Source organism: Streptomyces sp. NPDC037013 (genome assembly GCF_055607265.1).
Genome location: NZ_JBVJRV010000001.1, coordinates 614,072 through 635,513, shown reverse-complemented (window position 1 = coordinate 635,513; position 21,442 = coordinate 614,072). Strand labels below are relative to the sequence as shown.

Sequence of the window (21,442 nt, the reverse complement as noted above, 5' to 3'; positions counted from 1 at the left end):
CACGGCCTTCCGGAGGCCTGCCCGGGGTTTTTCCGGCCCGGGGCAGGCCCTCTCCGGACAGGACCTACTGGGCCGGCGCCGGGGTGACGGCGTCCTCCGGTGCGGCCTTCCCCGCGGGCAGGCTGTCCATGAACGAGCTGACCGAGAACACGGCGTTGCCGGGTCCCGCCGGGCCGTAACCGGGCGGCGAGGTCAGGCCGTTGGCCTCCATCGTGGCGCGGTAGGCCTCCAGGAGCCGCACGTGGTACTCCAGGGGCGCGCCCTGCGGGTTCGCCTTGCCGAGCGGCGTCGTCGGCTCGGGGCACCAAGTGGTGAAGCGGGGCGTGATGCCGCGCGACATGAAGTACTGGAGTCCCTCGACGGTCGAGTCGATGGCCTCGTCGACGGTCTTGAAGCCGAACGGCTCGGCCATCTCCACGCCCGCCACGAAGTTGGGGATGACGTTGCGCGGGCCGAAGACCTCGGCGGAGTCCAGGATCCGGCGGTGCCACTCGTCCCGGCCGACGTAGCGCTCCTTGCCGGGGCAGTACCGCTCGAACAGGTAGGGGTCCCACACCTCGTAGTTGGGGTGGTAGATCCGCACGCCGTAGTCGTGGAAGCGCTGGACGTCGGCCTTGGGCAGCGCCTGGGCGACGACCTTGCCGATCCAGCGGCCGGGGAAGCGCTCCTCGATGGCCTTCGCGTACTGGCCGTAGAAGTCGGCCTCGTCCTTGCCCTGGAGCTGCGTGGTGATGGCGCCACCGGTGAGCGTGTACGCGGTGGAGGCCTTCGCGGTGTCGTACTTGTCGATGATGGCGAGGGCTTCGAGGACCTCGTCCATCGGCTTCACGCCCGTGTAGGGACGGCCCGCCGCCTTCTGCTGACGCCAGTTGTGGTTGATGTCGCAGTACTGGCACTCCTCCTTGGCGCCGAAGTACTGGCAGACCCGGAAGACCGTCAGGTAGATCAGGTAGCCCCACTGGATGGTGGGCGCCACCTCCATGACGGACTTGCCGTTCTCCAGCGTGTGCCGGTAGTAGTCCGGCATCGGCGGCAGGCCGACGTCCGAGATGCGGGCGCCGTCCAGGTAGAGGCCGAGCACGCCGTTGTCGTCGGCGGCGACCCGGTAGGGCGAGCTCGGGTTCACACGCACCGAGACGACGGTGCGGCGCAGCTCGTAGGGGCCGCCCGTCAGGACGATCTCCTCCGGCGGGCGGCGCAGCGCGGCGGCGCCGAGCTCCGGGAGCGTGCCGTGGTCGAAGGAGAAGATGAAGTACGACTTCGGCTTGACCTCGCCGCCTTCGTTGTCGCTCAGCGCCGACTCGTCGAAGGCGATGCCGCCGCGCAGCAGATCCTCCTTGATGACGGCTTCCCGCGGCACGTGCGGGAACCGTTCCATGAGTGACTCGATGAGTTCGGTACGGCTCTCGCTGCGGCTTGGCATGGGCCGGGCACCTCGGATCCTGTCGTTCGATCTGTTCCGTCCACGCTAATACCCTGCCCATCCGTTCCGGATCCGGCTCCGGTCTCGGGGCGTCCGGAGCCCGGGTCTATGCTTCCAGGAGCTTCGTCACGACGCGGTCGAGCGCCTCGATGTCGTCCGGCGGCAGGTCGAGCAGGGCGTCCGGCGGTGTGGTGAGGATCTCGGTGGCGCGGGCGGCCGCCGCCCGGCCCTCCTCGGTGAGGTGGACCAGCTTGGACCGGCGGTCGTCGGGGTTGGCGATGCGTGCGGCGAGGCCGCGCCGGACGAGGTCGTCGACGATGACGGTGGTGTACGGCGGGTCGGCGCCGAGCCGCTCGGTCAGTTCCCGCAGGGTGATCGGGCCGCCGGTGAGGCGGCGCAGCGCCCTGATGCGGCTGAAGCTCATCCCGAGGCTCTCGGCGACCGTCTTGCGGCGGTTGTGACGCTCCATCAGGAGCGTGTTCAGTCCCTGCCAGACTCGGGCAGCCGTTGCGGCGGTCGCGTCGTCCCCTCGGTGCGGCTCTTGGTCGTATGGGCGCTCCATCGGGCGTTCCCCGTCTCCTTCGTCTCCTCGGCGGCGAGCCCGGCGGCCGTGCGCCGCGCCGTCGCCCGGGCCCAGCGCCCGGAGGTGAGCGTACCCGTGACCAGGACGGCGGCCCCGCAGCCGGCGATGATCCACCAGGCCGTCCGGCTCGCATCGGTGAAGGCGGCGGTGTCGCGGTGCGCGGCGCCCGCCATGAGGGCGCCGATGACGGCCACGCCGAGGGTCTGCCCGACCTGCCGGCTGGTGGAGGCCACCGCGGCCGCGACGCCCGCCTGGGCGCGGGGCATCCCCGAGACGGCGGTGTTGGTGATGGGAGCGTTGACCAGCCCGAAGCCGGTGCCGAAGAGCAGGTAGGCGACGATCAGCAGGGGTGCCGGGAGGTGGGCGGAGTAGGTGAGCGCCTGGAGCACGGCGCTCGCGCACATGGCGGCCCCGGCGAGGAGAAGGGGCCTGCGTGGCCCGCGCGAGGCCACCATGCGGCCGGAGAGCGGCGCGGTCAGCAGCGCCATGACCGCCATGGGCAGCATGTACAGCCCGGCGTGCAGCGGGTCGAGCCCTCGTACGTCCTGTAGGTAGAGGGTGCTGACGAAGAGGAAGCCGCCGAGTCCGGCGAAGGTGGCCACCGCGATCACGGTGGCGCCCGTGAACGGCGCGGAACGGAAGAACCGCAGGTCGATGAGGGGGTCGGTGCGCCTCGGCTCGTAGCGGAGCAGCCCCAGCAGCGCGCACAGCGCCGCGAGCGCGCTGCCGGCGACGACGGGTGAGGTCCAGCCGCGGCCCGGCGATTCGATGATGGCGTAGGTGAGGGCGAGGAGCAGGACGACGACGAGCACCTGGCCGACGGGGTCCACGCGGCGGGGCCGCGGCGCCCGTGACTCCGGCACGAACCTGCGGGTCAGGAAGAGCGCCGCCAGGCCGATCGGCACGTTGATCCAGAAGATCGACCGCCAGCCCGCCGACTCGACCAGCGCTCCCCCGATGATCGGCCCTGCGGCCATGCTGATGCCGACGACGCCGCTCCACACGCCGATGGCGCGGGCGCGTTGACGTGGGTCGGTGAAGGTGTTGCTGATGATCGACATGGCGACGGGGTTGAGCATCGATCCGCCGACCGCCTGGAGGATCCGGGCGGCGACGAGCCAGCCGAGCCCCGGCGCCAGGCCGCAGAGCAGGGAGGCGGAGGTGAAGACGGCGAGCCCGGCCTGGAGGGTGCGGCGGCGGCCCACGCGGTCGGCCGTCGACCCGGAGAGCATCAGCAGGGCGGCGAGGACCAGCGTGTAGGCGTCGACGGTCCACTGGAGTCCGGAGACCGAGGTGTGCAGGTCACCTCGGATCGAGGGCAGAGCGATGTTCAGGATGGTGTTGTCGAGACTGACGATGAGCATGCTCATGCAGCAGATGGCGAGCACGAGCCAGGGCCGCCGTGGGGCGGTGGCGTCCGGCATGACGGGACTCCTCATTTATTTGTGTTGTCACAACCATTATGAGGCTATAACTAAAATGAGGGTGTTGTCACGCACGGTTCGTGTACGCGGAGAACCGGTCCGCGAAGGTCTTCCAGGCAGCCCTCAGACCCGGTCCGGGCTCCCCTCCAGAGGCACCGGGACCCCGGTACGGGCCGATGCGTACCCCGCCTCCACGATGCGCAGCGTGCGCAGACCGCCCTCCCCGTCGGCGACGGTCATGCCGCCCTGCGCCGGTCCGTGGAGGAAGGCGCGCAGCATCAGCTCGTCCAGGTCGACGCCGAAGGGGACCTCGGTGCCGCGCCCGTGGCGCTCGCTGAAGCCGTGCACCTTCTGGTCGAAGGCGTCCATCTCCAAGGTGGCCCGTTCGCCGACGACGGTGAGTTCCAGGCCGCCCCAGGAGGGGTGCGAGCGGGGGTGGGACCAGCTGCAGTCGATGGTGGCGACGGTGCCGTTGGAGTAGGCGACGCTGACCAGGCCGCTGGTCTCGGCGGTGACCTCACCGGCGTACAGGAGGTTGTTGGTCTGCGCGTACACCTCGACCGGCCGGGCCTCGCCGAAGAGGTCGTCGAGCAGGTCGGCGATGTGCACGGTGTGGTCCATCAGGGCACCGCCGCCGGAGAGTTCGGGCTCGGCGAACCAGCGGCGCTCGCGGGTCGGCATGGAGCCGTTGTTCGCGCCGGAGACCGCGAGGATCTCCCCCGCCTGCCCGGAGGCGACGGCCGCCTTCACGGCGGCGTACGCCGGGCTGAAGCGGACCGGGAAGGCGACCGCGAGCCGCACTCCAGCGGCGCGGCAGGCCGCCACCATGGCCTCGCCGTCCGCCACGGTGGCGGCCAGCGGTTTCTCGCAGAGGACGGGCACGCCGTGCGCGGCGGCGAGTTCCACGAGGGGGCGGTGCCGGGCGTTCTCGGAGCAGACGATCACCGCGTCGGGACCCCAGGCGAACGCCTCCTCGTACGTCTGCGCGTACCCGGCTCCCGCCCGCTCGGCGACGGTGCGGCCCCGCACCTCACCGGGGGCCGCGAACATGGTGTCCGGGTCGCTGCCGAGGACCTCGATGCCCGGCATGCGGGCGAGCAGCCGCAGATAGCCGGCGGCGTGGACGTGGGCGAACGACAGGACGGCGACCTTCATCGCGCTGCCTCCTCGATCTCGATGACCCGGCCGGTCCGGCTGGACTCCACCGCGGCCTCGGCTATCCGCACCGCCTCCACGCCGTCGCGTGCGCTGACCCGGGGCGCGGGCCCGCCCGGCTGCCAGGACGCGGCGAACTCGCGGAGTTCGGTGAGGAAGGGGCTCTCGGTCATGGGGCTGGTCGGGATGGCCTCGTCGGGGGCCCTGGCGCCCCGTGCGGTGATGCGGAAGCCGGGGGCGGCGGTGGAGTCGTGGTGCAGGAGGCCGTCGGCGCCCGCGACCCGGAACGTCGTGCGGAACCGCTGGTCGGGCAGGCCCCAGAGTCCGCTGATGTGGCTGACGGCGCCGGACGCGTGGGTGAGGACGGCGCTCGCGGTGACGACCTCGGGCGGGGTGCCGGTGGCCTGCTCGACGCCGCGGGTCCGTGCGTGCACGCGGACCACGTCGCCCGCAAGCCAGCGGGCGATGTCGATGTCGTGGACCATCAGGTCCATGATCACGCCCCCGGACTGGGCCGGGTCGCCGAACCACGGCGCCCACCGGGGCCGGGCGCCGCCGCGCGTGAAGCGCAGCACGGCGGGTTCGCCGAGGTCGCCGCGGGCGACGGCCCGGCGCAGGGCGGCGTATGCCGGGAAGTAGCGCACGACGTGGGCGGGGTGGAGTCGGACGCCCGCCGCTTCGGCGGCGGCGGCCATCTGCTCGGCGTCGCGGGCGGTGAGGGCGAGGGGTTTCTCGCAGACGACGTGCCGGCCGGCGGCGATCCCGGCGAGGGCGAGTTCCTTGTGGGTGGGGGTCGGGGTGCATACGTCGACGGCGTGCGCGCCTGCGAGGAGGGCGGCCAGGTTCTCGACGGCACGGACGTCGTGCCCGAGTCCGGCGTACTCGGCGGCGAGCTTCTCCGCGGAGCCGTCGACGGTGTGCACGCTCACCCGGGCGCCGAGCGCCAGCCAGCCGGGCAGATGGGCGCGGGCGATGCCGCCGGCGCCGAGCAGGCCGATGTGAAGCGGTGGCATGGAACGGGCCGCCTTTCCTTGCGGGGTCGGTGCGGGTCAGCTCCTGGAGCCGGACAGGGCGACGCTCTGCACGAAGTGCCGCTGCAGGAAGACGTAGACGAGCAGCATCGGCAGGCTGGCGATGAGCGAACCGGCCATCATCACCGGGTAGTTGGTCTCGTACTGCCCTTCCAGCGAGGTGAGTCCCGCGCTGATCGGCATCTCGCGCGGGTCGGTGTTGACGATCAGCGGCCACAGCAGGTCGTTCCAGGACCACATGGCGGTGATGACGGCGAGGGCGGCCAGCGCGGGCCGGATCAGCGGCAGCATGATCGACCAGAAGACGCGGAACGAGCCGGCCCCGTCGATGCGGGCCGCCTCTTCCAGCTCCGCGGGCAGGGAGAGGAAGAACTGGCGCAGCATGAAGGTGCCGAACGCGCTGAACATGCCGGGCAGGAAGAGCGCGGGGGCACTGTTGAGCAGGCCGAGCCACTGGACGATGTCGTACTGCGGGAGCACCAGCAGGGAGCTCGGCACCATCAGGACGGAGAGGAAGAGCGCGAACAGCGCGTTGCGGCCGCGGAAGCGCATGCGGGCGAACGCGTAGGCGGCGAGCGAGCAGAAGACGAGCTGGCCGAGGGTGCGTCCGACGGTGTTGATCAGGCTGTTGGTGAGCATCTCCCGGAACGGCAGCGCGGTGAAGACCTCGTCGAAGCTCGACCAGTTCCAGTCGTCGGGCAGGAACGTGGGGGGCACCCGTGAGGTCTCCGCGAGGGTCTTGAGCGCGGTGAGCAGCTGCCAGAGGAAGGGGAAGACCATCACGAGCGCGCCGAGCGAGAGGGCGGCGTGGGTGGCGAGGGAGCCGGCGTCCACGCGCCGCCGGGTCTTCTCCGCGCCGGTCTGCTGCTCAGGCATAGTGCACCCACCTCTTCTGGAGACGGAACTGCAGGAACGTCAGGCCGGCGATGACGAGCATGAGCAGGAAGGCGAGCGCGGCGGCGGCGCCCTGCGCGTTCTCCACGAACGCCCATTTGTAGAAGAGGCCGACGATCGACTGGGTGTCCCCGATCGCGGGGTTCTTCTCGGCCATCATGATGTAGATGAGGTCGAAGGTCTGCAGTGAATTGATCATGCAGATGACGGAGGCGAAGAAGATGGTGGGGCTGAGCAGCGGGAGGGTGATCGTGAAGAATCTGCGCAGCGCCCCGGCCCCGTCGAGTTCGGCGGCCTCGTAGTAGTCCCGGGGGATCGCCTTGATGCCCGCCATGAAGATGATCAAGTAGTAGCCGGTGGTCGACCAGACGATGACGGCGCCGATCGCGTAGACGGCCGTCGAGGGGTCCGACACCCAGTAGTTGCGGTCCACCCCGAACCAGCCGAGGATCTCGTTGAGCAGCCCGAAGTCGCCGTTGTAGAGCCAGTTCCAGACCAGGCCCACGGCGACGGGCAGCGTCACGAACGGCACGAAGTACAGGGCGCGGTAGAGCGATACGCCGCGCAGTCCGCGCCGGTTCAGGAGGGAGGCGACGACGATCGCGATCGGCAGCGCCGTGAGTCCGATGAGGGTGTAGATCAGGGTGTTGCCGAGCGCCTGCCAGACGGTGACGTCCTTGACGACGCGGACGTAGTTGTCGGTGCCGATGAACGTGTGGCCGCCGAAGGCGCCGAATTCGGTGAAGCTGAAGTAGAACGTCTGGAGCAGCGGCCAGAAGTAGAAGACGGCGAAGCCGATGCCGAGCGGCGCGATGAACCAGTACGCGGCCTTCTGGTTGCGCGGCCGGGGGCGGGTGCCCGAGGCGGCGGCGCGGCGCCCGGCCGCCTTCGCGGCCGCCGTGGCGGGAAAGACACTCATGAGGCGCGTTCCTCCTTCAGGACCCGGTCCATCTGCTCGCCGAGCGTGCGGGCGGCGCTCTCGATGCCGCCCTTGCCGCTGAACGCGGCGCCGAGCAGCGGGTATTGGAGGTTCTCCCAGACGGCGGTGTTCTTGGAGCTGGGGTAGGGCACGGCGTACTTCTGCATCTCGATGAAGTGCTTCAGGTCGAATTCCGGCATCGACTTCAGCCAGGCGTCCTGGGTTCCTTCGTACGAGGAGATGGTGACGCCCGCCTTCGCCTGGATCTCGGCGGCCTCACGGCCCGCCATGAAGTGCACGAACTTCCAGGCCGCCGCCTTCTTGCGGCTCTTGGCGGAGATGACGTTGGCGAGGCCGTGGATGATGGTGGCCCGGCGCCGGCCCTTGGGCAGGACGGCGACGCCGCCGTGGTCCTTGAGCGCGGGCACGGCGTACATCTGGCCGGCCATCGCGGACAGGTCGTAGTTCATGGCGATCTTCTCCGACCAGTAGCGCACCCGGCCGATGGACTCGACCATCGCGCTCTGCGGCGGCGACCAGCCCCGGTCGACCAGGTCGGTCAGAAAGCGCAGGCCCTCGATGGACCGCTCGTCGCCGAAGCCGGAGCGGCCGTCCTCGATGACGTAGCCGCCCGCGGCGCTGACGGCCGGGTAGATCTTGCCCTGCCGGTCCATCTCGGCGGCGAAACCGTGCACGCGCTCGTGGGGGTCGGTGAGTTCGGCCGCCGCGTCGCGCACGTCGTCCCACGTCCAGCTCGCGTCCGGGTAGGAGATGCCCGCCTTGTCGAAGAGCCGCTTGTTGTACCAGAGGCCGATGGTGTCGAAGTCCTTGGGGAGGCCGTACTGCGTGCCCCGGTAGGAGTAGAGCTTCACGAGGGCTTCGGGGTGGCGGTCCAGCGGGGTGGCGTCCGCCTTGATGTGGCCGGAGAGGGGTTCGAGGACGCCGCCGGACGCGTACAGCTGGAAGTTGACGGCGTTCATCCAGAACACGTCGGGGGCGGTGCCGCCGCGCATCGACGTCTTGAGCGTGGTCCAGTAACTGGCCCACGGCGTCAGCTCGATGCGTACGGAGATCCGCGGGTTCTCCCTCTCGAACGCGGCGATGATCTGCTCCATGCCCGGCACCTGCGCCGGGTCCCACATGCCGTACGAGAGCGTCGTCCTGCCCCCGCCGCCCGAGCCGTCGCCCCCGTCGGAGCAGGCGGCGAGCAGAGGGGCCGCCAGCGCCCCGCCGAGCAGTGTCCTTCTGCGCATGTGCGCCTTCGCCTCCCAGGAAGTCGTCGGGCGCCGCCGCGGACCGCGCCCCGCGTCGGGGCGCGCCGTCAGGACGCCGTGTCCGCGAGCAGTTCCTCCTCCACGTGGTCGAGCGCCTTGCGTACGGCGCCGAGGGCCACGCCCCGCTCGCCGAGCGAACTCAGCGCGACGCGCGGGACGTGCAGGGTCATGGGGCGCAGCCGCTCCTCGAGGAGCGGCACGAGATGCCGGCCGACCGGGGTCGCCCCGCCGGTCAGCACGATCAGTTCGGGGTCGACGGCGAGGGAGAGGGCGGCGATGCCGGGCGCGAGCCGGTCCGCGAACTCGGCGACGGCGGCCAGCGCGCGGGGGTCCGCGGCGTCCGCGGCGCGGGCGAGCGCCGCCACCTCGGACTCGCCGTCCCGCCTCTCCTCCGGCCAGCGCAGGGCCTCCTGCGCGGTGCTCATGCCGAGCAGCGGCAGCATGCCGAGCTCACCGGCGCCGCCGCGCCTGCCCCGGTGGAGCCGGCCGCCGATGGTGAGGCTGCACGAGACGCGGTGCCCGGTGAGGACGCAGACGACGTCGGCGGCGAGGGTGGCGGCGCCCTGCCAGCGTTCGGCGAGGACCGCGAGGTTCACGTCGTTCTCGACGAGGGTGTGCCCCGGCCCGCCGTCCTTCAGAAGCCGGCCGAGGTCGACGCCGGACCACTCGGGCACCACCACGGAGGTGACGACTCCGCCCGCGTCCACCATGCCGGGCACCCCCACGCAGCGGGCGAGGACGGCGGCCCGGGGCGGCGCGTGGGCGGCCAGGAAGGTCTCCGTCGCGTCGCGCAGCAGGTCGAGCCGCGCGCTGCCGCCGAGCCGCGGGTCGACGGCGCCGCGGTGGGCGGCGAGGACGGTGCCACCGAGGTCGGCGAGGAGCAGGACCATCTTGTGCAGCCCTATGTCGGCGCCGAGCACGTACCCGGCCTCGGTGCGGAAGCGGAAGCGGCGTGCGGGGCGTCCCGGCGCGCGCTCGCCGGTGTCCTCGGCAGACTCGCCGACGAGCCCGCGTTCGGCGAGCTCCTCGACGGCGGCTTCCACGGTGGGCCTGGACAGCCCGGTGCCCGCGGCGAGTTCGGCGAGGGTGCGCGGGCTGCGGCGGTGCAGGGCGCGGAGCACGACGGTGGTGTTGAGCCGCCGCAACGCGACCAGGTCGTGCCCGCGCGCGCTGTTCCGCATCAGTGCTTCACCCCGTATCCGTGCGAGGGCGGCCCGCTTGACGGGCCGTGATGTCCCCCGTCCCACCGGAATTGGAAAGGAGACTTGCATAACACGCGCGGCCCGGGAACCCCCACGACCGCACATCTCCTCGACCGCCCGGCGGGCGCGGCACGGTCGGCCGGTTCTCGCCGGTGCCGGTTTACAGAGCCACCCGATCCGTGAAGATCCAGGTGGGGGTACGTGCGCCTGCCGTGCCCGGATGGGGCAGGATGACGTCCGCGCCGGGCCGGCACCCCGACCCGCCGTGATCGCACTCCCGGAATCGAGCAGGTATCACAAGGTGACGACACATCACATACGCCGCGTCGCGGACCGATCGCCCGGCCGTACGACGGAAGACGCGTCCCGTACCCGGCACTCGTCGTACTCCCCCTCGTCCCGTCCGACGGGAGCCGGCCGATGACCCGTGCGCTCACCCTCCACGACTGGATGGTCGCCGGCATCGCGGTGGCCGCCGGCGTCCTGGCCGGGCTCCTGCTCCGTACCCTCCTGCGGTGGCTGGGCGAACGGGCCAGCCGCACCCGGTGGAACGGTGACGACGTCATCGTCGACGCCCTGCGCACCCTCGTCCCCTGCGCCGCCATCACCGCGGGACTCGCCGCCGCGGCGGGCGCGCTGCCGCTCACGCCGCGCACCGGACGCAACGTCACCATGACGCTGACCGCGCTGCTCATCCTCGCGGCCACGCTCACCGCGGCCCGGATCGTCACCGGCCTGGTCAGGGCCGTCGCGCAGTCCCGCTCCGGCGTCGCGGGATCGGCGACCATCTTCGTCAACATCACACGTGTCGTGGTGCTGGCGATGGGCTTCCTGGTCGTCCTGCAGACCCTCGGCATCTCCATCGCGCCGCTGCTCACCGCGCTCGGCGTGGGCGGTCTCGCCGTCGCCCTCGCGCTGCAGGACACGCTCGCCAACCTCTTCGCGGGCGTGCACATCCTGGCGGCGAAGACCGTGCAGCCCGGCGACTACATCCGGCTCAGCAGCGGTGAGGAGGGCTACGTCGTCGACATCAACTGGCGCAACACCGTGGTCCGGCAGCTCTCCAACAACCTGGTGATCATCCCCAACGCCAAGCTGGCCGGCACCAACATGACCAACTTCACCCGCCCCGAGCAGGAGCTGTCGATCACGGTGCAGGTCGGGGTGGCCTACGACAGCGACCTGGACCACGTCGAACGGGTCACGACCGAGGTGGTGGACGAGGTGATGACCGACATCACCGGGGCGATCCCCGACCACGAGGCGGCGATCCGCTTCCACACCTTCGGCGACTCGCGGATCAGTTTCACGGTGATCCTCGGCGTCGGCGAGTTCAGCGACCAGTACCGGATCAAGCACGAGTTCATCAAGCGCCTGCACCGGCGCTACCGCGCCGAGGGCATCCGGGTCCCCGCCCCGGCCCGCACGGTCACCGTTCAGCAGGGCGAACTGCCCCCGCCCCTCGGCATCCCGCACCAGCGCGACACGTCGGTGTCGCCGCGGATCCACTGAGAGCGGCGGGACCGGCTCCCCGGAGCACCGCCCGCCGCACTGAGCCGAGTGGCCGACCATGCGGTGGCGGCCCGCAACCCCACATGATCCACTCGCGGACATGGGGCACGACCACGGCCCGGCCGCGGCGACGGCGGGCGGCACTCTCAGCGGGACGTACCGCAACCGGCTGCTGTGGACCATCGGCATCAGCGGCACGATCACCGTCATCCAGGTGGTCGGCGCGCTCCTCTCCGGCAGCCTCGCGCTCCTCGCCGACGCCGCGCACAGCCTGACCGACGCCGTGGGCGTCTCGCTCGCCCTCGGCGCCATCACCCTCGCCCAGCGCGCACCGACCCCCCGGCGCACCTTCGGGTTCTACCGGGTGGAGATCTTCTCCGCGGTCCTGAACGCGCTGCTCCTCGTCGCGATCTTCGTCTGGGTCCTGTGGTCGGCGATCGGCCGGTTCAGCGAGCCGGTGGAGGTCAAGGGCGGCCTGATGTTCGTGGTCGCCGTCGGCGGCCTGCTCGCCAACCTCGTCGGGCTGTGGCTGCTGCGGGACGCCAAGGAGAAGAGCCTCAACCTGCGCGGCGCGTACCTGGAGGTCCTCGGGGACGCGCTCGGCTCGGTCGCCGTGATCGTGGGCGGCCTGATCATCCTGCTCACCGGCTGGCAGGCCGCCGACCCGATCGCCTCGATCGTCATCGGGCTGCTGATCGTGCCGCGCGCGTACGGCCTCCTGCGGGACTCCGTGCACGTCCTGCTGGAGGCGACCCCGCAGGACGTCGACCTCGGCGAGGTGCGACGCCACCTGATGGAGGAGCCGGGCGTGGTCGCCGTGCACGACCTGCACGGGTGGACGGTCACCTCGGGGATGCCGGTGCTCACCGCCCACGTGGTCGTCACGGACGCGGCTCTGGCGGACGGCTACGGGGAGCTGCTGGGCCGCCTGCAACGGTGTGTCGGCGGCCCCTTCGACGTGGCCCACTCGACGATCCAGCTGGAGCCCGAGGGGCATGTGGAGGAGTACGGGGCGCTCCACACGTAAGAGGAGTACGCGGTTCTCCACACGTAAGAGCATCCAGCGGGCCGCCCGGTCTGCCCCGGGTGCCGCACCGGCGCGCGGTCCGGCTCAGGTCGCGGGGTGCGCGCCGAAGGCCCGGGCCACCGCGTCCCGGACGGCCGCCTCGCCGGGCCCCTCGACACCGCGTTCGGCGGCCATCTCGGCGAGGGAGGTCATCGCCACGTCGGGCAGCCCGCACGCGGTGAAGCGGGTGAACTCGTCCAGGTCCGGGGCGATGTTGAGCGCGAAGCCGTGGCTGGTGACCCCGCCCCGGATGCGCATGCCGATCGACGCCAGCTTGTCGTGGCGCGGGGTCCATACCCCGACGAGGCTCTGCGCGCCGGGCGGGGTGTCGCGGCGCACGGCCTCGAAGCCGAGGGAGCCGACGGCGTCGATCAGCCCGTTCTCGACCTGCCGCACGATGTCGCCGGGGCCGCGCTCGCGCAGGTTCAGGACGAGGTAGCCGACGAGCTGGCCGGGGCCGTGGTAGGTGGCCTGGCCGCCGCGGTCGACCTCGACCAGTGGGATCGGCGAATCCGCCCGCGGCAGTTCGCCGGGCGGGGTGCGGGTGCCGTAGGTGATGACGGGCGGGTGGGTGAGGAGGACGAGCCGGTCGCCGATGGTCCCGGCGCGGCGCCGCTCGACCCAGCCCCGCATCTCTTCCATGGCGTCGAGGTAGGGGACCTCGCCCAGATCGATCCGCTCCAGCTCCCGGGCACCCACGGCGCCGCCTCCTCTGTTCGCCCTCTCGCGCGGGGGCCGGCCGCTGTCCGCCCGCTCGCACGGGGTCGCGGCCGCCCTTCGGGCGCAACAGGCGAGCGCGGGTAAGCATTCCCTCGCCCGTTCGCCGTCCCCGTCGCCGGGCCATCGGTTATGGTGGGGATGACGTTGATCGTTTGACGAGGAGCCCAGACATGGTGGTGGACGACGACATCTCCGGGTGATACCCGGACCCGGCAGGCCACCGGACGGTGCGTGGAAGCGCCGCCGATGTGGCCTCGCAGTCGTCCCCTCTTCCTGTCTGCCACCGGGGCAGAAGTCTGTCTTGCCTGCCCCCCTCCCACGAGGTCACCTCCATGTCCGACGCGTCCATCGTGTGCTCGAACCTCTCCTTCGCCTGGCCCGACGACACCCCCGTCTTCCAGGACCTGTCCTTCACCGTCGGCCCGGGCCGCACCGCCCTCGTCGCCCCCAACGGCACCGGCAAGAGCACACTGCTCAAGCTCATCGCCGGTGAACTGAAGCCCCGCGCGGGGTCCGTCTCCGTGACCGGCACCCTCGGCCACCTCCCGCAGAGCCTCCCCCTCACCGGTGACCTCACCGTCGCCGAGGTGCTCGGCGTCGCCGCGATCATCCGCGCCATCGACGCCGTGGAGTCCGGGGACGTCGCCGAGGAACACTTCACCGCCATCGGCGACGACTGGGACATCGAGGAACGCACCCGCGCCCAGCTCGACCGCCTCGGCCTGGCCGACCTCACCCTCGACCGGCGCCTGCACACGCTCAGCGGCGGCCAGATCGTCTCCCTCGGGCTCGCCGCCCAGCTGCTTCGCAGGCCCGACGTCCTGCTGCTCGACGAACCCACCAACAACCTCGACACGGAAGCGCGGCACAAGCTGTACGCCGCGCTGGAAGACTTCACCGGCTGCCTCTTCCTCGTCAGCCACGACCGCGACCTGCTCGACCGGATGGCCCGCATCGCCGAACTCGACGGCGGTGAACTGCGCTTCTACGGCGGGAACTTCACGGAGTACGAGGAGAGCGTCCGGACCGAGCAGGAGGCCGCCGAGAAGAACGTCCGCAGCGCCGAGCAGCAACTCAAGCGGGAGAAGCGGGAGATGCAGCAGGCCCGCGAGCGCGCCGAGCGCCGCCAGAGCAACGCCGCCCGCAACCTGAAGAGCGCGGGCCTCCCCCGCATCTTCGCCGGCAACATGAAGCGCGGCGCACAGGAGTCGGCGGGCCGCGCGGGCCAGGTGCACGCGGGCCGGATCAGCGAGGCGAAGGCCAGGCTCGACGAGGCCGGGCGGGCGCTCCGTGACGAGCAGCGAATCACCATCGACCTGCCGGAGACCCAGGTGCCCGCCGGGCGCACCCTCTTCCTCGGCGAGGGCCTGCGCGTCCGCCTCGGGGAGAAGGACGTGTTCGCGGGCCAGGGCGTCGACCTGACGGTCCGCGGGCCCGAGCGCATCGCGCTGACCGGCCCCAACGGCGCCGGCAAGTCCACGCTGCTGCGTCTGCTCAACGGCGATCTGACGGTGGAGGAGGACGGCGCCGTCCTGGGGCAGGTCAAGCGGGCCGACGGCCGCGTCGCCCACCTCTCGCAGCGCCTCGACCTGCTGGACGAGGACCGGACGGTCGCCGAGAACTTCGCCGCGTACGCGCCGGAGCGGCCGGAGGCCGAGCGGATGAACCTGCTCGCCCGATTCCTGTTCCGGGGCGCCCGCGCCCACCTGCCCGTCGGGGTGCTCTCGGGCGGCGAGCGGCTGCGCGCCACCCTGGCCTGCGTGCTCTGCGCGGAACCGGCTCCGCACCTGCTGCTCCTGGACGAGCCGACCAACAATCTCGACCTGGTCAGCGTCGGGCAGTTGGAGAGCGCCCTCGACTCCTACCGGGGCGCCTTCGTGGTCGTCAGCCACGACCAGCGGTTCCTGCGCGAGATCGGCGTGACCCGGTGGCTGCGGCTGGCCGACGGCGAGCTCACGGAGACCGGGGCGCCCGAAGCCTGAGCCGCCGTGCCGACCCGGCCCGCGCCCGAGGCCTCGCGCCCGGCGGGCCCAGCCGAACACGCCGGAAGGACCTTTCATGCCCCGACCCGCCCTGCTCGCCCACGACCTCATCCGCACCTACGGCGGACGGCGCGTACTGGACGACTTCTCCCTGACCGCGTCGCCCGGCCACCGCATCGGGCTCATCGGTGAGAACGGCGCCGGCAAGTCGACACTCCTGAGACTGCTGGCGGGAGTCGACGAGCCCGACGCCGGCAGCGTCACGCGCCCGCCCGATCTCGGCCTGCTGCGACAGGAGATGCCCTACGCCGCGGAGACGACCGTCGCCGGCGTGCTCGACGACGCGCTGCGCGAGGTCAGGGCCGACCTCGCCGAACTGGAACGGCTCGCCGACGAGCTCGCCAGGACCGCCGACGACACACCCGGATACCCGGACCTGCTCGACGCGTACGGTGTCCGGCTCCAGCGGGCCCAGGACCGTGAGGCGTGGGACGCCGACCGGCGCGCCGCGCTCGTCCTCGACGGCCTGGGACTCGGCGCCCTGGACCCCGGCCGGAGACTCGGTTCGCTCTCCGGCGGCCAGCGTGGCCGGCTCGCGCTGGCCGCACTGCTGGTCCGGCGGCCCGCCGCCCTCCTCCTCGACGAGCCGACCAACCACCTCGACGACACTGCCGCCGCCTTCGTCGAGGAGCAGGTGCGCGCCCTGCCCGGCGCGGTCGTCGTGGCCAGCCACGACCGGGCGTTTCTCGACGCGGTCTGCACGGACCTCGTCGACCTCGACCCTTCGATGGACGGCCCGGTCCGCTACGGCGGCAACTACAGCGCCTATCTCGCAGAGAAACGTGCCGAGCAGAGCCGCTGGGCACGGCGGTGGGCCAAGCAGCAGGAGGAGCTGGCGGCGCTGCGGGAGTCCGCGGGCGTCACCGCGCACCGCCTCGCCCCGGACCGCGGCCCGCGCGACAACGAGAAGATGGGGTACGGCCACCGGGCCGGCCGGGTGCAGAGCCAGATCTCCCGCCGCGTGCGCAACGCCACCCGCCGACTGGAGGAACTGGAGCGCTCCGGAGTCGCCGAGCCACCGCGGCCGCTGCGGTTCGCCGTCCCCCGGATCGCCGCCGACGGGGCCGGCGAGCGGGGGCCGCTGGTCTCCCTGCACGACGTACAAGTGCCCGGCCGGCTCGCGCCCGTGAGCACGGAGGTGACGGAGACCGACCGGCTGCTGGTCACCGGCGCCAACGGGGCCGGGAAGTCGACCCTGCTGGCCGTGCTCGCCGGACGGCTCACGCCCGAGGGCGAGGTACGGCGGCGCCCCGGGCTGACCGTGGCGATGCTGGCCCAGGACACCGTGTTCGCCCGGCCCGGCCGGTCGGTGCGCGAGACCTACCGGCTGGCGCTGGGTGCCGAGCGGGCCGAGGCGGTACCGCTCGGCTCCCTGGGGCTGCTGCACGCGGCGGACCTGGACAAGCCGGTCGGCAGCGTCTCGGTGGGACAGCGGCGGCGGCTCTCCCTGGCCCTGCTGGTGGCGCGCCCGCCGCAGCTGCTGCTGCTCGACGAGCCCACCAACCACCTTTCGCCGCGCCTGTGCGACGAACTGGAGGACGCGCTCGGTCCCGGCCCCGGGGCCGTCGTCCTGGCCAGTCACGACCGCTGGCTCCGGGCGCGCTGGCAGGGGCGGCACATGCGGCTCGATGGACGGCTTGGTGCGCGACTCGACCCGTAGGACGCGTCCCCCCGCACACGCCGCTGGGGCGGCCCCATTCCGGGGCCGCCCCAGCAGTATGTCCCTGGCGCTCTGGTCAGTGCTTGCCGATGTCCTTGGTCTTCTCCTTGGCCTGGCGCGCGTCGCCCTTCATCTGCTGGGCACGGCCCTTGGCGGTGAGGCTCTCGTTGCCCACGGCGCGTCCCGCGGCCTCGGCGGCGGCACCGGTGGTCTGCTCGACCTTGGCCTTGGCCTTCTCGTTGGCGCTCATCTTCCGCTCACGCTCCTTGGCATCGACATCATGTGCTGTCAGTACGCCTGGCCGCTCACTCGGTCCTCAAACATCATCACGACGTTCATCAAGATCTGAAGGATCTGTGAGAGTCGCAGGTGTGTACGGCTGTTTCCCGGGTAACCGGCGCGCTACGGGGGAAGACAGCCAAATTCGATTTCGAAGGGGCGGGACCCAATGATCACCGTGACGGCGCGGGAACAGGGCCAGGCCGAGAAGGCCGCGGAAGAACTCGTGGAGCGCGCGTACACGGACCCCTCCTCCATTGCGCCGAAGGATGCGCGGGAGGTCGGCAAGCGGCTCTTCGACCGTCTGGCCGGCCTTGAGGAGGGCACGCACGACTACCAGTACGTACGCAATTGCCTGATCGAGATGAATCTCTCCCTCGTGCAGTACGCGGCCTCCCGGTTCCGGCACCGCGGCCCGCAGGAGATGGAGGACATCGTCCAGGTCGGCACCATCGGCCTGATCAAGGCGATCGACCGGTTCGAGCTCACCCGTGAGGTCGAGTTCACCTCTTTCGCCGTCCCCTACATCACCGGGGAGATCAAGCGTTTCTTCCGCGACACGTCCTGGGCCGTGCACGTGCCGCGCCGCCTGCAGGAAGCCCGTATCGAACTGTCCAAGGCCACCGAGGAGCTGCGTACCCGCCTGGGCCGCCTGCCCACCACGGCCGAGCTCGCGGAGCTGATGCAGCTCGACCCGGCCGAGGTCACCGAGGCGCAGAAGGCGTCCAACGGCTACAACGCGGTCTCCCTCGACGCCGCGGTCAACAGCTCCGACGACGAGTCCGACACGCTGCTCGCCGACTTCATCGGCGTCGACGAGCACTCCTTCGAACTGGTCGAGAACTTCCACTCGCTCGCCCCGCTCATCGCGGGCCTCGACGAACGGGACCGTACGCTCATCCACCTCCGTTTCGTCGAGGAGCAGACCCAGCAGCAGATCGCCGACGCGCTCGGCTGCTCGCAGATGCACGTCTCCCGGCTGATCAGCCGCGTCGTGGCCAAGCTCCGCGCCGGCCTGCTGACCACCGAGTAGGCACCGAGTAGGCTCCCCCGCCCGCCGGACCACCGAAGCCGTCCCCGTACTCGGAAGAGTGCGGGGACGGCTTGCGTCCGCGGCCCATGTCCGCTGACACGGGAGGGCAACCAGGTGCATCCCGGTTTCACCGGGCCCGCTGTGGTTACGTGTCCTGTCCCGGTCCCCGGCTCGCGGGGCCCGGCACGGAGAGGACAGTCGGATCGCGTGGTGGAACGGGTGCGGAGCGGTTGGGCGTGGATGGCGCGCGCGTGGAGTTCGTCCGGATACGAGCGGCACACCTGCCTCCTCGTCGGCAAGAGCGTGTTGGCGGCGACGCTCGCGTGGTGGGTCGCCCACGATCTGCTGAACGCGACGTCGCCGGCGTTCGCACCGTTCTCGGCGGTGCTGACCATGAGCGTAACGATCTACACGTCGCTGTGGCAGACGCTGCGGTACACGGCCGCGGTCATCGTCGGGGTGGCGGTGCAGTCGGCGATCGGCTTCACGGCGGGCCCCGACCTGTTCGCGTTCGTCATCGTCGCCGTCATCGCGCTGGTGCTCGCCCAGTGGCCGGCGCTGGGAGAGCAGCGCTCCCAGGTCGGCACGGCGGCGTTCTTCGCGTTCTCCACCTACGCGACGACGACCACCAACGCCGACCGGGCCCTACAGCTCGGGCAGATCATCCTTCTCGTCGTCATCGGCTGCGGCATCGGGCTGCTCGTCAACCTGTGCATCGCTCCCCCACTGCGCTACCGCAGCGCCGAACAGGGCCTGCACCTCCTGGCCTCCGAGATGGAGAGCCTGCTGGACGACATGGCCGACGGTCTGTGCAGCGGAGACGTCGACGCGGAGCGCGCCGAGCAGTGGCGTACGGCGGGAGAACGCGTCCAGAGCGCGGTCGCGCAGGCGCGGGCCGGCCTGAACGCGGCGGAGAACAGCCTGCCCTTCAACCCGCGCAAGCTGCTGCCCGCACACCGCGCCTACCTCTCCTTCACCCGTTACCGGCAGGCCATCGACGCACTGGAGCGCGCCGTCTACCAGCTGGCCTCGCTCACCCGCAGCCTCGCCCGGTGGCGGGAGACGGAGGACACCTACACGTACGCGCCCGTACTGGAGGCATACGCCGAATTCGCCCTCCGGCTGCGCGACATCACGCACGTGCTCGCGGAGCTCGACAGCGACACCCTCACCGAGCAGGCCGACGAGATGCGCAAACTGGCGACCGTCGCCCAGGAGGAGCTCCAGAACGTGCTGAACACGGCGCAGGAGAACGAGCTGCCCCTGGCCAACGCCGCCCGGCCGTACGGGGTCCTCGTCGTCGAGGCCACGCGCCTGATGGAGGAGTTCCAGCACACCTGCGACGTACTCCAGGACACGGCCGACGCCTGAGCGGCGGCCGTGTCCTGGTCCGGGTGTCTGTGCTCAACGTGTCGCGGCGGACCCGACCGTCGGCAGGTAGCGGGGCGCCCGCCAGGCCTGCAGCCGGTTCTCCACCGCGGCGCCCAGCGCCAAGAGCTTGCCGTCCTGGTGGTCACCGGCCATCAGGAGCACGCCGACCGGCAGTTCGTTCACGGTGCCCGCGGGCACCGAGAGCGAGGGGTATCCGGCGACGGCGGCCGGCGTGGAGGACGGGATCACGTCGTTGTCGCCGCGCGCGCAATCGGTCGTCCAGGCGGGCGGGTTCGTGGGCGCGGCGATGGCATCGAGGTGGTGGTCGGCCATCGTCTCGTCCAGGGAGCGCCGGGAGAGATCCTTCAGCTCGGCGCGCATCGCCCGGTACTTGGGGTCGGTGGTGGGCGGCGCCGCGAGGGCCTGCTCGAACAGCTCCTGGCCGGCGAAGCAGGACTGCTCCTGCGGGTGGGTGCGGTTGAACTCGATCAGACCGGCGAGGTCGCGGGGCCCTTGGCGCGTGCCGAGGTAGGCGTCGATGTCCCGGTGGAACTCGCTGAGCAGCGCCGGGAATTCGAGCTCGGCGAGCCGCTCCTGGTACGGGGGCGTCACCTCCACGACGACGGCTCCGGCCTTGCGCAGCTTCTTCGCCGTACGGGTCATCACCGCGTCCACGTCGGCCCCGAGCGAGGGCAGGCGCCACAAGCCGATCCGCTTCCCGCGGAGGCTGGTCCCCGACTTGCCCGAGCCCGCGTCGGCCCGAACACCACGCGAGTTCTCGCTCAGGACGGAGAGGGTGAGCGCGGTGTCGGTCACGTTCCGCGCCATGGGTCCTGCCGTGTCCTGCTCGGCGGAGATCGGGACCACACCGGACTGGCTGACCAGACCGAGGCTGGGCTTGTGGCCGACGACGCCGTTCATCCCGGCCGGGCAGACGATGGAACCGTCCGTCTCGGTGCCGATCGCCACTTGCGACAGCGACGCGGCGAGGGCCGCGCCGGAACCTGACGACGAGCCGCACGGATTGCGGTCGAGGACGTACGGGTTGTTGGTCTGCCCGCCCACCGCCGACCACCCGGACGTCGGCTTCGCGGCCCGGAAGTTGGCCCACTCGGAGAGGTTGGTCTTGCCGAGGATGACCGCCCCCGCCTTCCGCAACCGCGTCACCAGCACGGCGTCGGTCTCGGGCGGGCTGCCGGCGAGCGCGAGGGATCCGGCCGTCGTCGGCATGTCACGGGTGTTCACGTTGTCCTTGAGCAGCACGGGTATGCCGTCGAGCGGTCCGAGGGTCTTGCCCTGCCGGTGTCTGGCGTCGCTTGCGGCCGCCTGGCGCAGCGCCGTCGGGCTGGTGCGCAGCACCGCGTGGATCTTGGGATCGATCTCCTCGATGCGCCGCAGGTAGGTGCGGGTCAGCAGCGACGAGGACAGCGACCCGTCCGCCATGCGCGCCTGGAGCTCGGGAATCGTCACGGTGTCCAGGTCGACCCCGGTGGAGCGGGGTAATCCGGTGAGCGTCGACGGATCACCGACATCGCGCGCGGGCGCGGGCGCGGAACCACGCTCCGTGCCGTACTCCTTGCCCCGCTCCTTACCGTACTCGGCGGCTTGCGCACCGGCAGTAGGTAGGCCCGTCAGAAGGGACCCCGCGACGAGGGCGGCGGTCATTGCGACAATGCTCTTCTTCCCCATGCGGATCAGCCGACTACAGGGGCGGTGTCCGGCGCAAGGGTATGGGGCCGCGCGGCTGGTGAACACTGCACTTATGGGCACGTGTTGCGTGCCTGGGCGGGGTGGTGGGGTGGCGGTCACACTTCCCACGCCGGCCGCACGAGGACAGGTGGCATGGTTGATCGA

At 71.5% G+C, this 21,442-nt stretch carries 18 protein-coding genes; 6 read left to right on the top strand and 12 right to left on the bottom strand.

Annotation, left to right across the window (positions count from 1 at the left end; translation table 11 throughout):
• Positions 1 to 64: 64 nt before the first annotated feature.
• From ACZ7DY_RS02510 to ACZ7DY_RS02470, 9 genes are all read right to left on the bottom strand, one after another.
• A complete protein-coding gene (locus tag ACZ7DY_RS02510) occupies positions 65 to 1,423 on the bottom strand; it encodes a radical SAM protein (RefSeq protein WP_471128996.1) in 1,359 nt (452 codons plus the stop codon).
• A gap of 106 nt (positions 1,424 to 1,529) precedes the next feature.
• Entirely contained in the window at positions 1,530 to 1,892 is a 363-nt protein-coding gene (locus tag ACZ7DY_RS02505; RefSeq protein WP_471128993.1) for a MarR family winged helix-turn-helix transcriptional regulator, read from the bottom strand.
• An 11-nt stretch (positions 1,893 to 1,903) separates the two neighbouring features.
• Positions 1,904 to 3,430: an MFS transporter gene (locus ACZ7DY_RS02500; protein WP_471128990.1), complete on the bottom strand. Its 1,527-nt coding sequence runs from the start codon at positions 3,428 to 3,430 to the stop codon at positions 1,904 to 1,906.
• A gap of 123 nt (positions 3,431 to 3,553) precedes the next feature.
• Complete coding sequence (locus ACZ7DY_RS02495) at positions 3,554 to 4,585, bottom strand: Gfo/Idh/MocA family protein (protein WP_471128987.1); 1,032 nt, start codon at positions 4,583 to 4,585, stop codon at positions 3,554 to 3,556.
• Positions 4,582 to 5,598: a Gfo/Idh/MocA family protein gene (locus ACZ7DY_RS02490; protein WP_471128986.1), complete on the bottom strand. Its 1,017-nt coding sequence runs from the start codon at positions 5,596 to 5,598 to the stop codon at positions 4,582 to 4,584. The genes ACZ7DY_RS02495 and ACZ7DY_RS02490 overlap by 4 nt, the downstream gene beginning before the upstream one ends.
• A 36-nt stretch (positions 5,599 to 5,634) precedes the next feature.
• Positions 5,635 to 6,492 carry a carbohydrate ABC transporter permease gene (locus tag ACZ7DY_RS02485; protein WP_471128983.1) on the bottom strand — a complete coding sequence of 286 codons (858 nt, stop codon included), beginning with the start codon at positions 6,490 to 6,492 and terminating at the stop codon, positions 5,635 to 5,637.
• Complete coding sequence (locus ACZ7DY_RS02480; RefSeq protein ID WP_471128980.1) at positions 6,485 to 7,429, bottom strand: carbohydrate ABC transporter permease; 945 nt, start codon at positions 7,427 to 7,429, stop codon at positions 6,485 to 6,487. Before ACZ7DY_RS02480 ends, ACZ7DY_RS02485 begins: the two co-directional genes overlap by 8 nt.
• Entirely contained in the window at positions 7,426 to 8,682 is a 1,257-nt protein-coding gene (locus ACZ7DY_RS02475; RefSeq protein WP_471128979.1) for an ABC transporter substrate-binding protein, read from the bottom strand. Before ACZ7DY_RS02475 ends, ACZ7DY_RS02480 begins: the two co-directional genes overlap by 4 nt.
• Positions 8,683 to 8,750: 68 nt before the next feature.
• The gene (locus tag ACZ7DY_RS02470; protein ID WP_471128976.1) at positions 8,751 to 9,884 is read right to left on the bottom strand and encodes an ROK family transcriptional regulator; all 1,134 of its coding nucleotides are present in this window, start codon (positions 9,882 to 9,884) and stop codon (positions 8,751 to 8,753) included.
• Between the two features lie 441 nt (positions 9,885 to 10,325).
• Between ACZ7DY_RS02470 and ACZ7DY_RS02465 the strand changes: the two genes are divergently transcribed.
• Positions 10,326 to 11,417 (top strand): mechanosensitive ion channel family protein, encoded by a 1,092-nt coding sequence (locus ACZ7DY_RS02465; protein ID WP_471128974.1) that lies wholly within the window; start codon positions 10,326 to 10,328, stop codon positions 11,415 to 11,417.
• A 100-nt stretch (positions 11,418 to 11,517) separates the two neighbouring features.
• Positions 11,518 to 12,444 (top strand): cation diffusion facilitator family transporter, encoded by a 927-nt coding sequence (locus ACZ7DY_RS02460; protein ID WP_471128971.1) that lies wholly within the window; start codon positions 11,518 to 11,520, stop codon positions 12,442 to 12,444.
• An 84-nt stretch (positions 12,445 to 12,528) separates the two neighbouring features.
• Here ACZ7DY_RS02460 and lipB read toward each other — a convergent pair whose 3' ends face one another.
• Positions 12,529 to 13,182 (bottom strand): lipoyl(octanoyl) transferase LipB, encoded by a 654-nt coding sequence (gene lipB / locus ACZ7DY_RS02455; RefSeq protein WP_471128969.1) that lies wholly within the window; start codon positions 13,180 to 13,182, stop codon positions 12,529 to 12,531.
• 353 nt (positions 13,183 to 13,535) lie between these two features.
• Between lipB and ACZ7DY_RS02450 the strand changes: the two genes are divergently transcribed.
• Positions 13,536 to 15,185: an ABC-F family ATP-binding cassette domain-containing protein gene (locus ACZ7DY_RS02450; RefSeq protein ID WP_471128967.1), complete on the top strand. Its 1,650-nt coding sequence runs from the start codon at positions 13,536 to 13,538 to the stop codon at positions 15,183 to 15,185.
• Positions 15,186 to 15,261: 76 nt separating this feature from the next.
• Positions 15,262 to 16,905 carry an ABC-F family ATP-binding cassette domain-containing protein gene (locus ACZ7DY_RS02445; protein ID WP_471128966.1) on the top strand — a complete coding sequence of 548 codons (1,644 nt, stop codon included), beginning with the start codon at positions 15,262 to 15,264 and terminating at the stop codon, positions 16,903 to 16,905.
• Positions 16,906 to 16,981: 76 nt separating this feature from the next.
• Here the strand turns inward: ACZ7DY_RS02445 and ACZ7DY_RS02440 are convergent, their stop codons facing one another.
• Complete coding sequence (locus ACZ7DY_RS02440) at positions 16,982 to 17,155, bottom strand: CsbD family protein (RefSeq protein WP_471128965.1); 174 nt, start codon at positions 17,153 to 17,155, stop codon at positions 16,982 to 16,984.
• A gap of 198 nt (positions 17,156 to 17,353) precedes the next feature.
• Here ACZ7DY_RS02440 and ACZ7DY_RS02435 point away from each other — a divergent pair, with 198 nt between their 5' ends.
• Both ACZ7DY_RS02435 and ACZ7DY_RS02430 read left to right on the top strand, forming a co-directional pair.
• Positions 17,354 to 18,217 (top strand): SigB/SigF/SigG family RNA polymerase sigma factor, encoded by an 864-nt coding sequence (locus ACZ7DY_RS02435; protein ID WP_471128963.1) that lies wholly within the window; start codon positions 17,354 to 17,356, stop codon positions 18,215 to 18,217.
• A gap of 207 nt (positions 18,218 to 18,424) precedes the next feature.
• The gene (locus tag ACZ7DY_RS02430) at positions 18,425 to 19,588 is read left to right on the top strand and encodes an FUSC family protein (protein ID WP_471128961.1); all 1,164 of its coding nucleotides are present in this window, start codon (positions 18,425 to 18,427) and stop codon (positions 19,586 to 19,588) included.
• Positions 19,589 to 19,621: 33 nt separating this feature from the next.
• On the opposite strand, the gene ACZ7DY_RS02425 is transcribed toward ACZ7DY_RS02430, so the two are convergent.
• Positions 19,622 to 21,253 carry an amidase gene (locus tag ACZ7DY_RS02425; RefSeq protein ID WP_471128959.1) on the bottom strand — a complete coding sequence of 544 codons (1,632 nt, stop codon included), beginning with the start codon at positions 21,251 to 21,253 and terminating at the stop codon, positions 19,622 to 19,624.
• Positions 21,254 to 21,442: the final 189 nt, after the last annotated feature.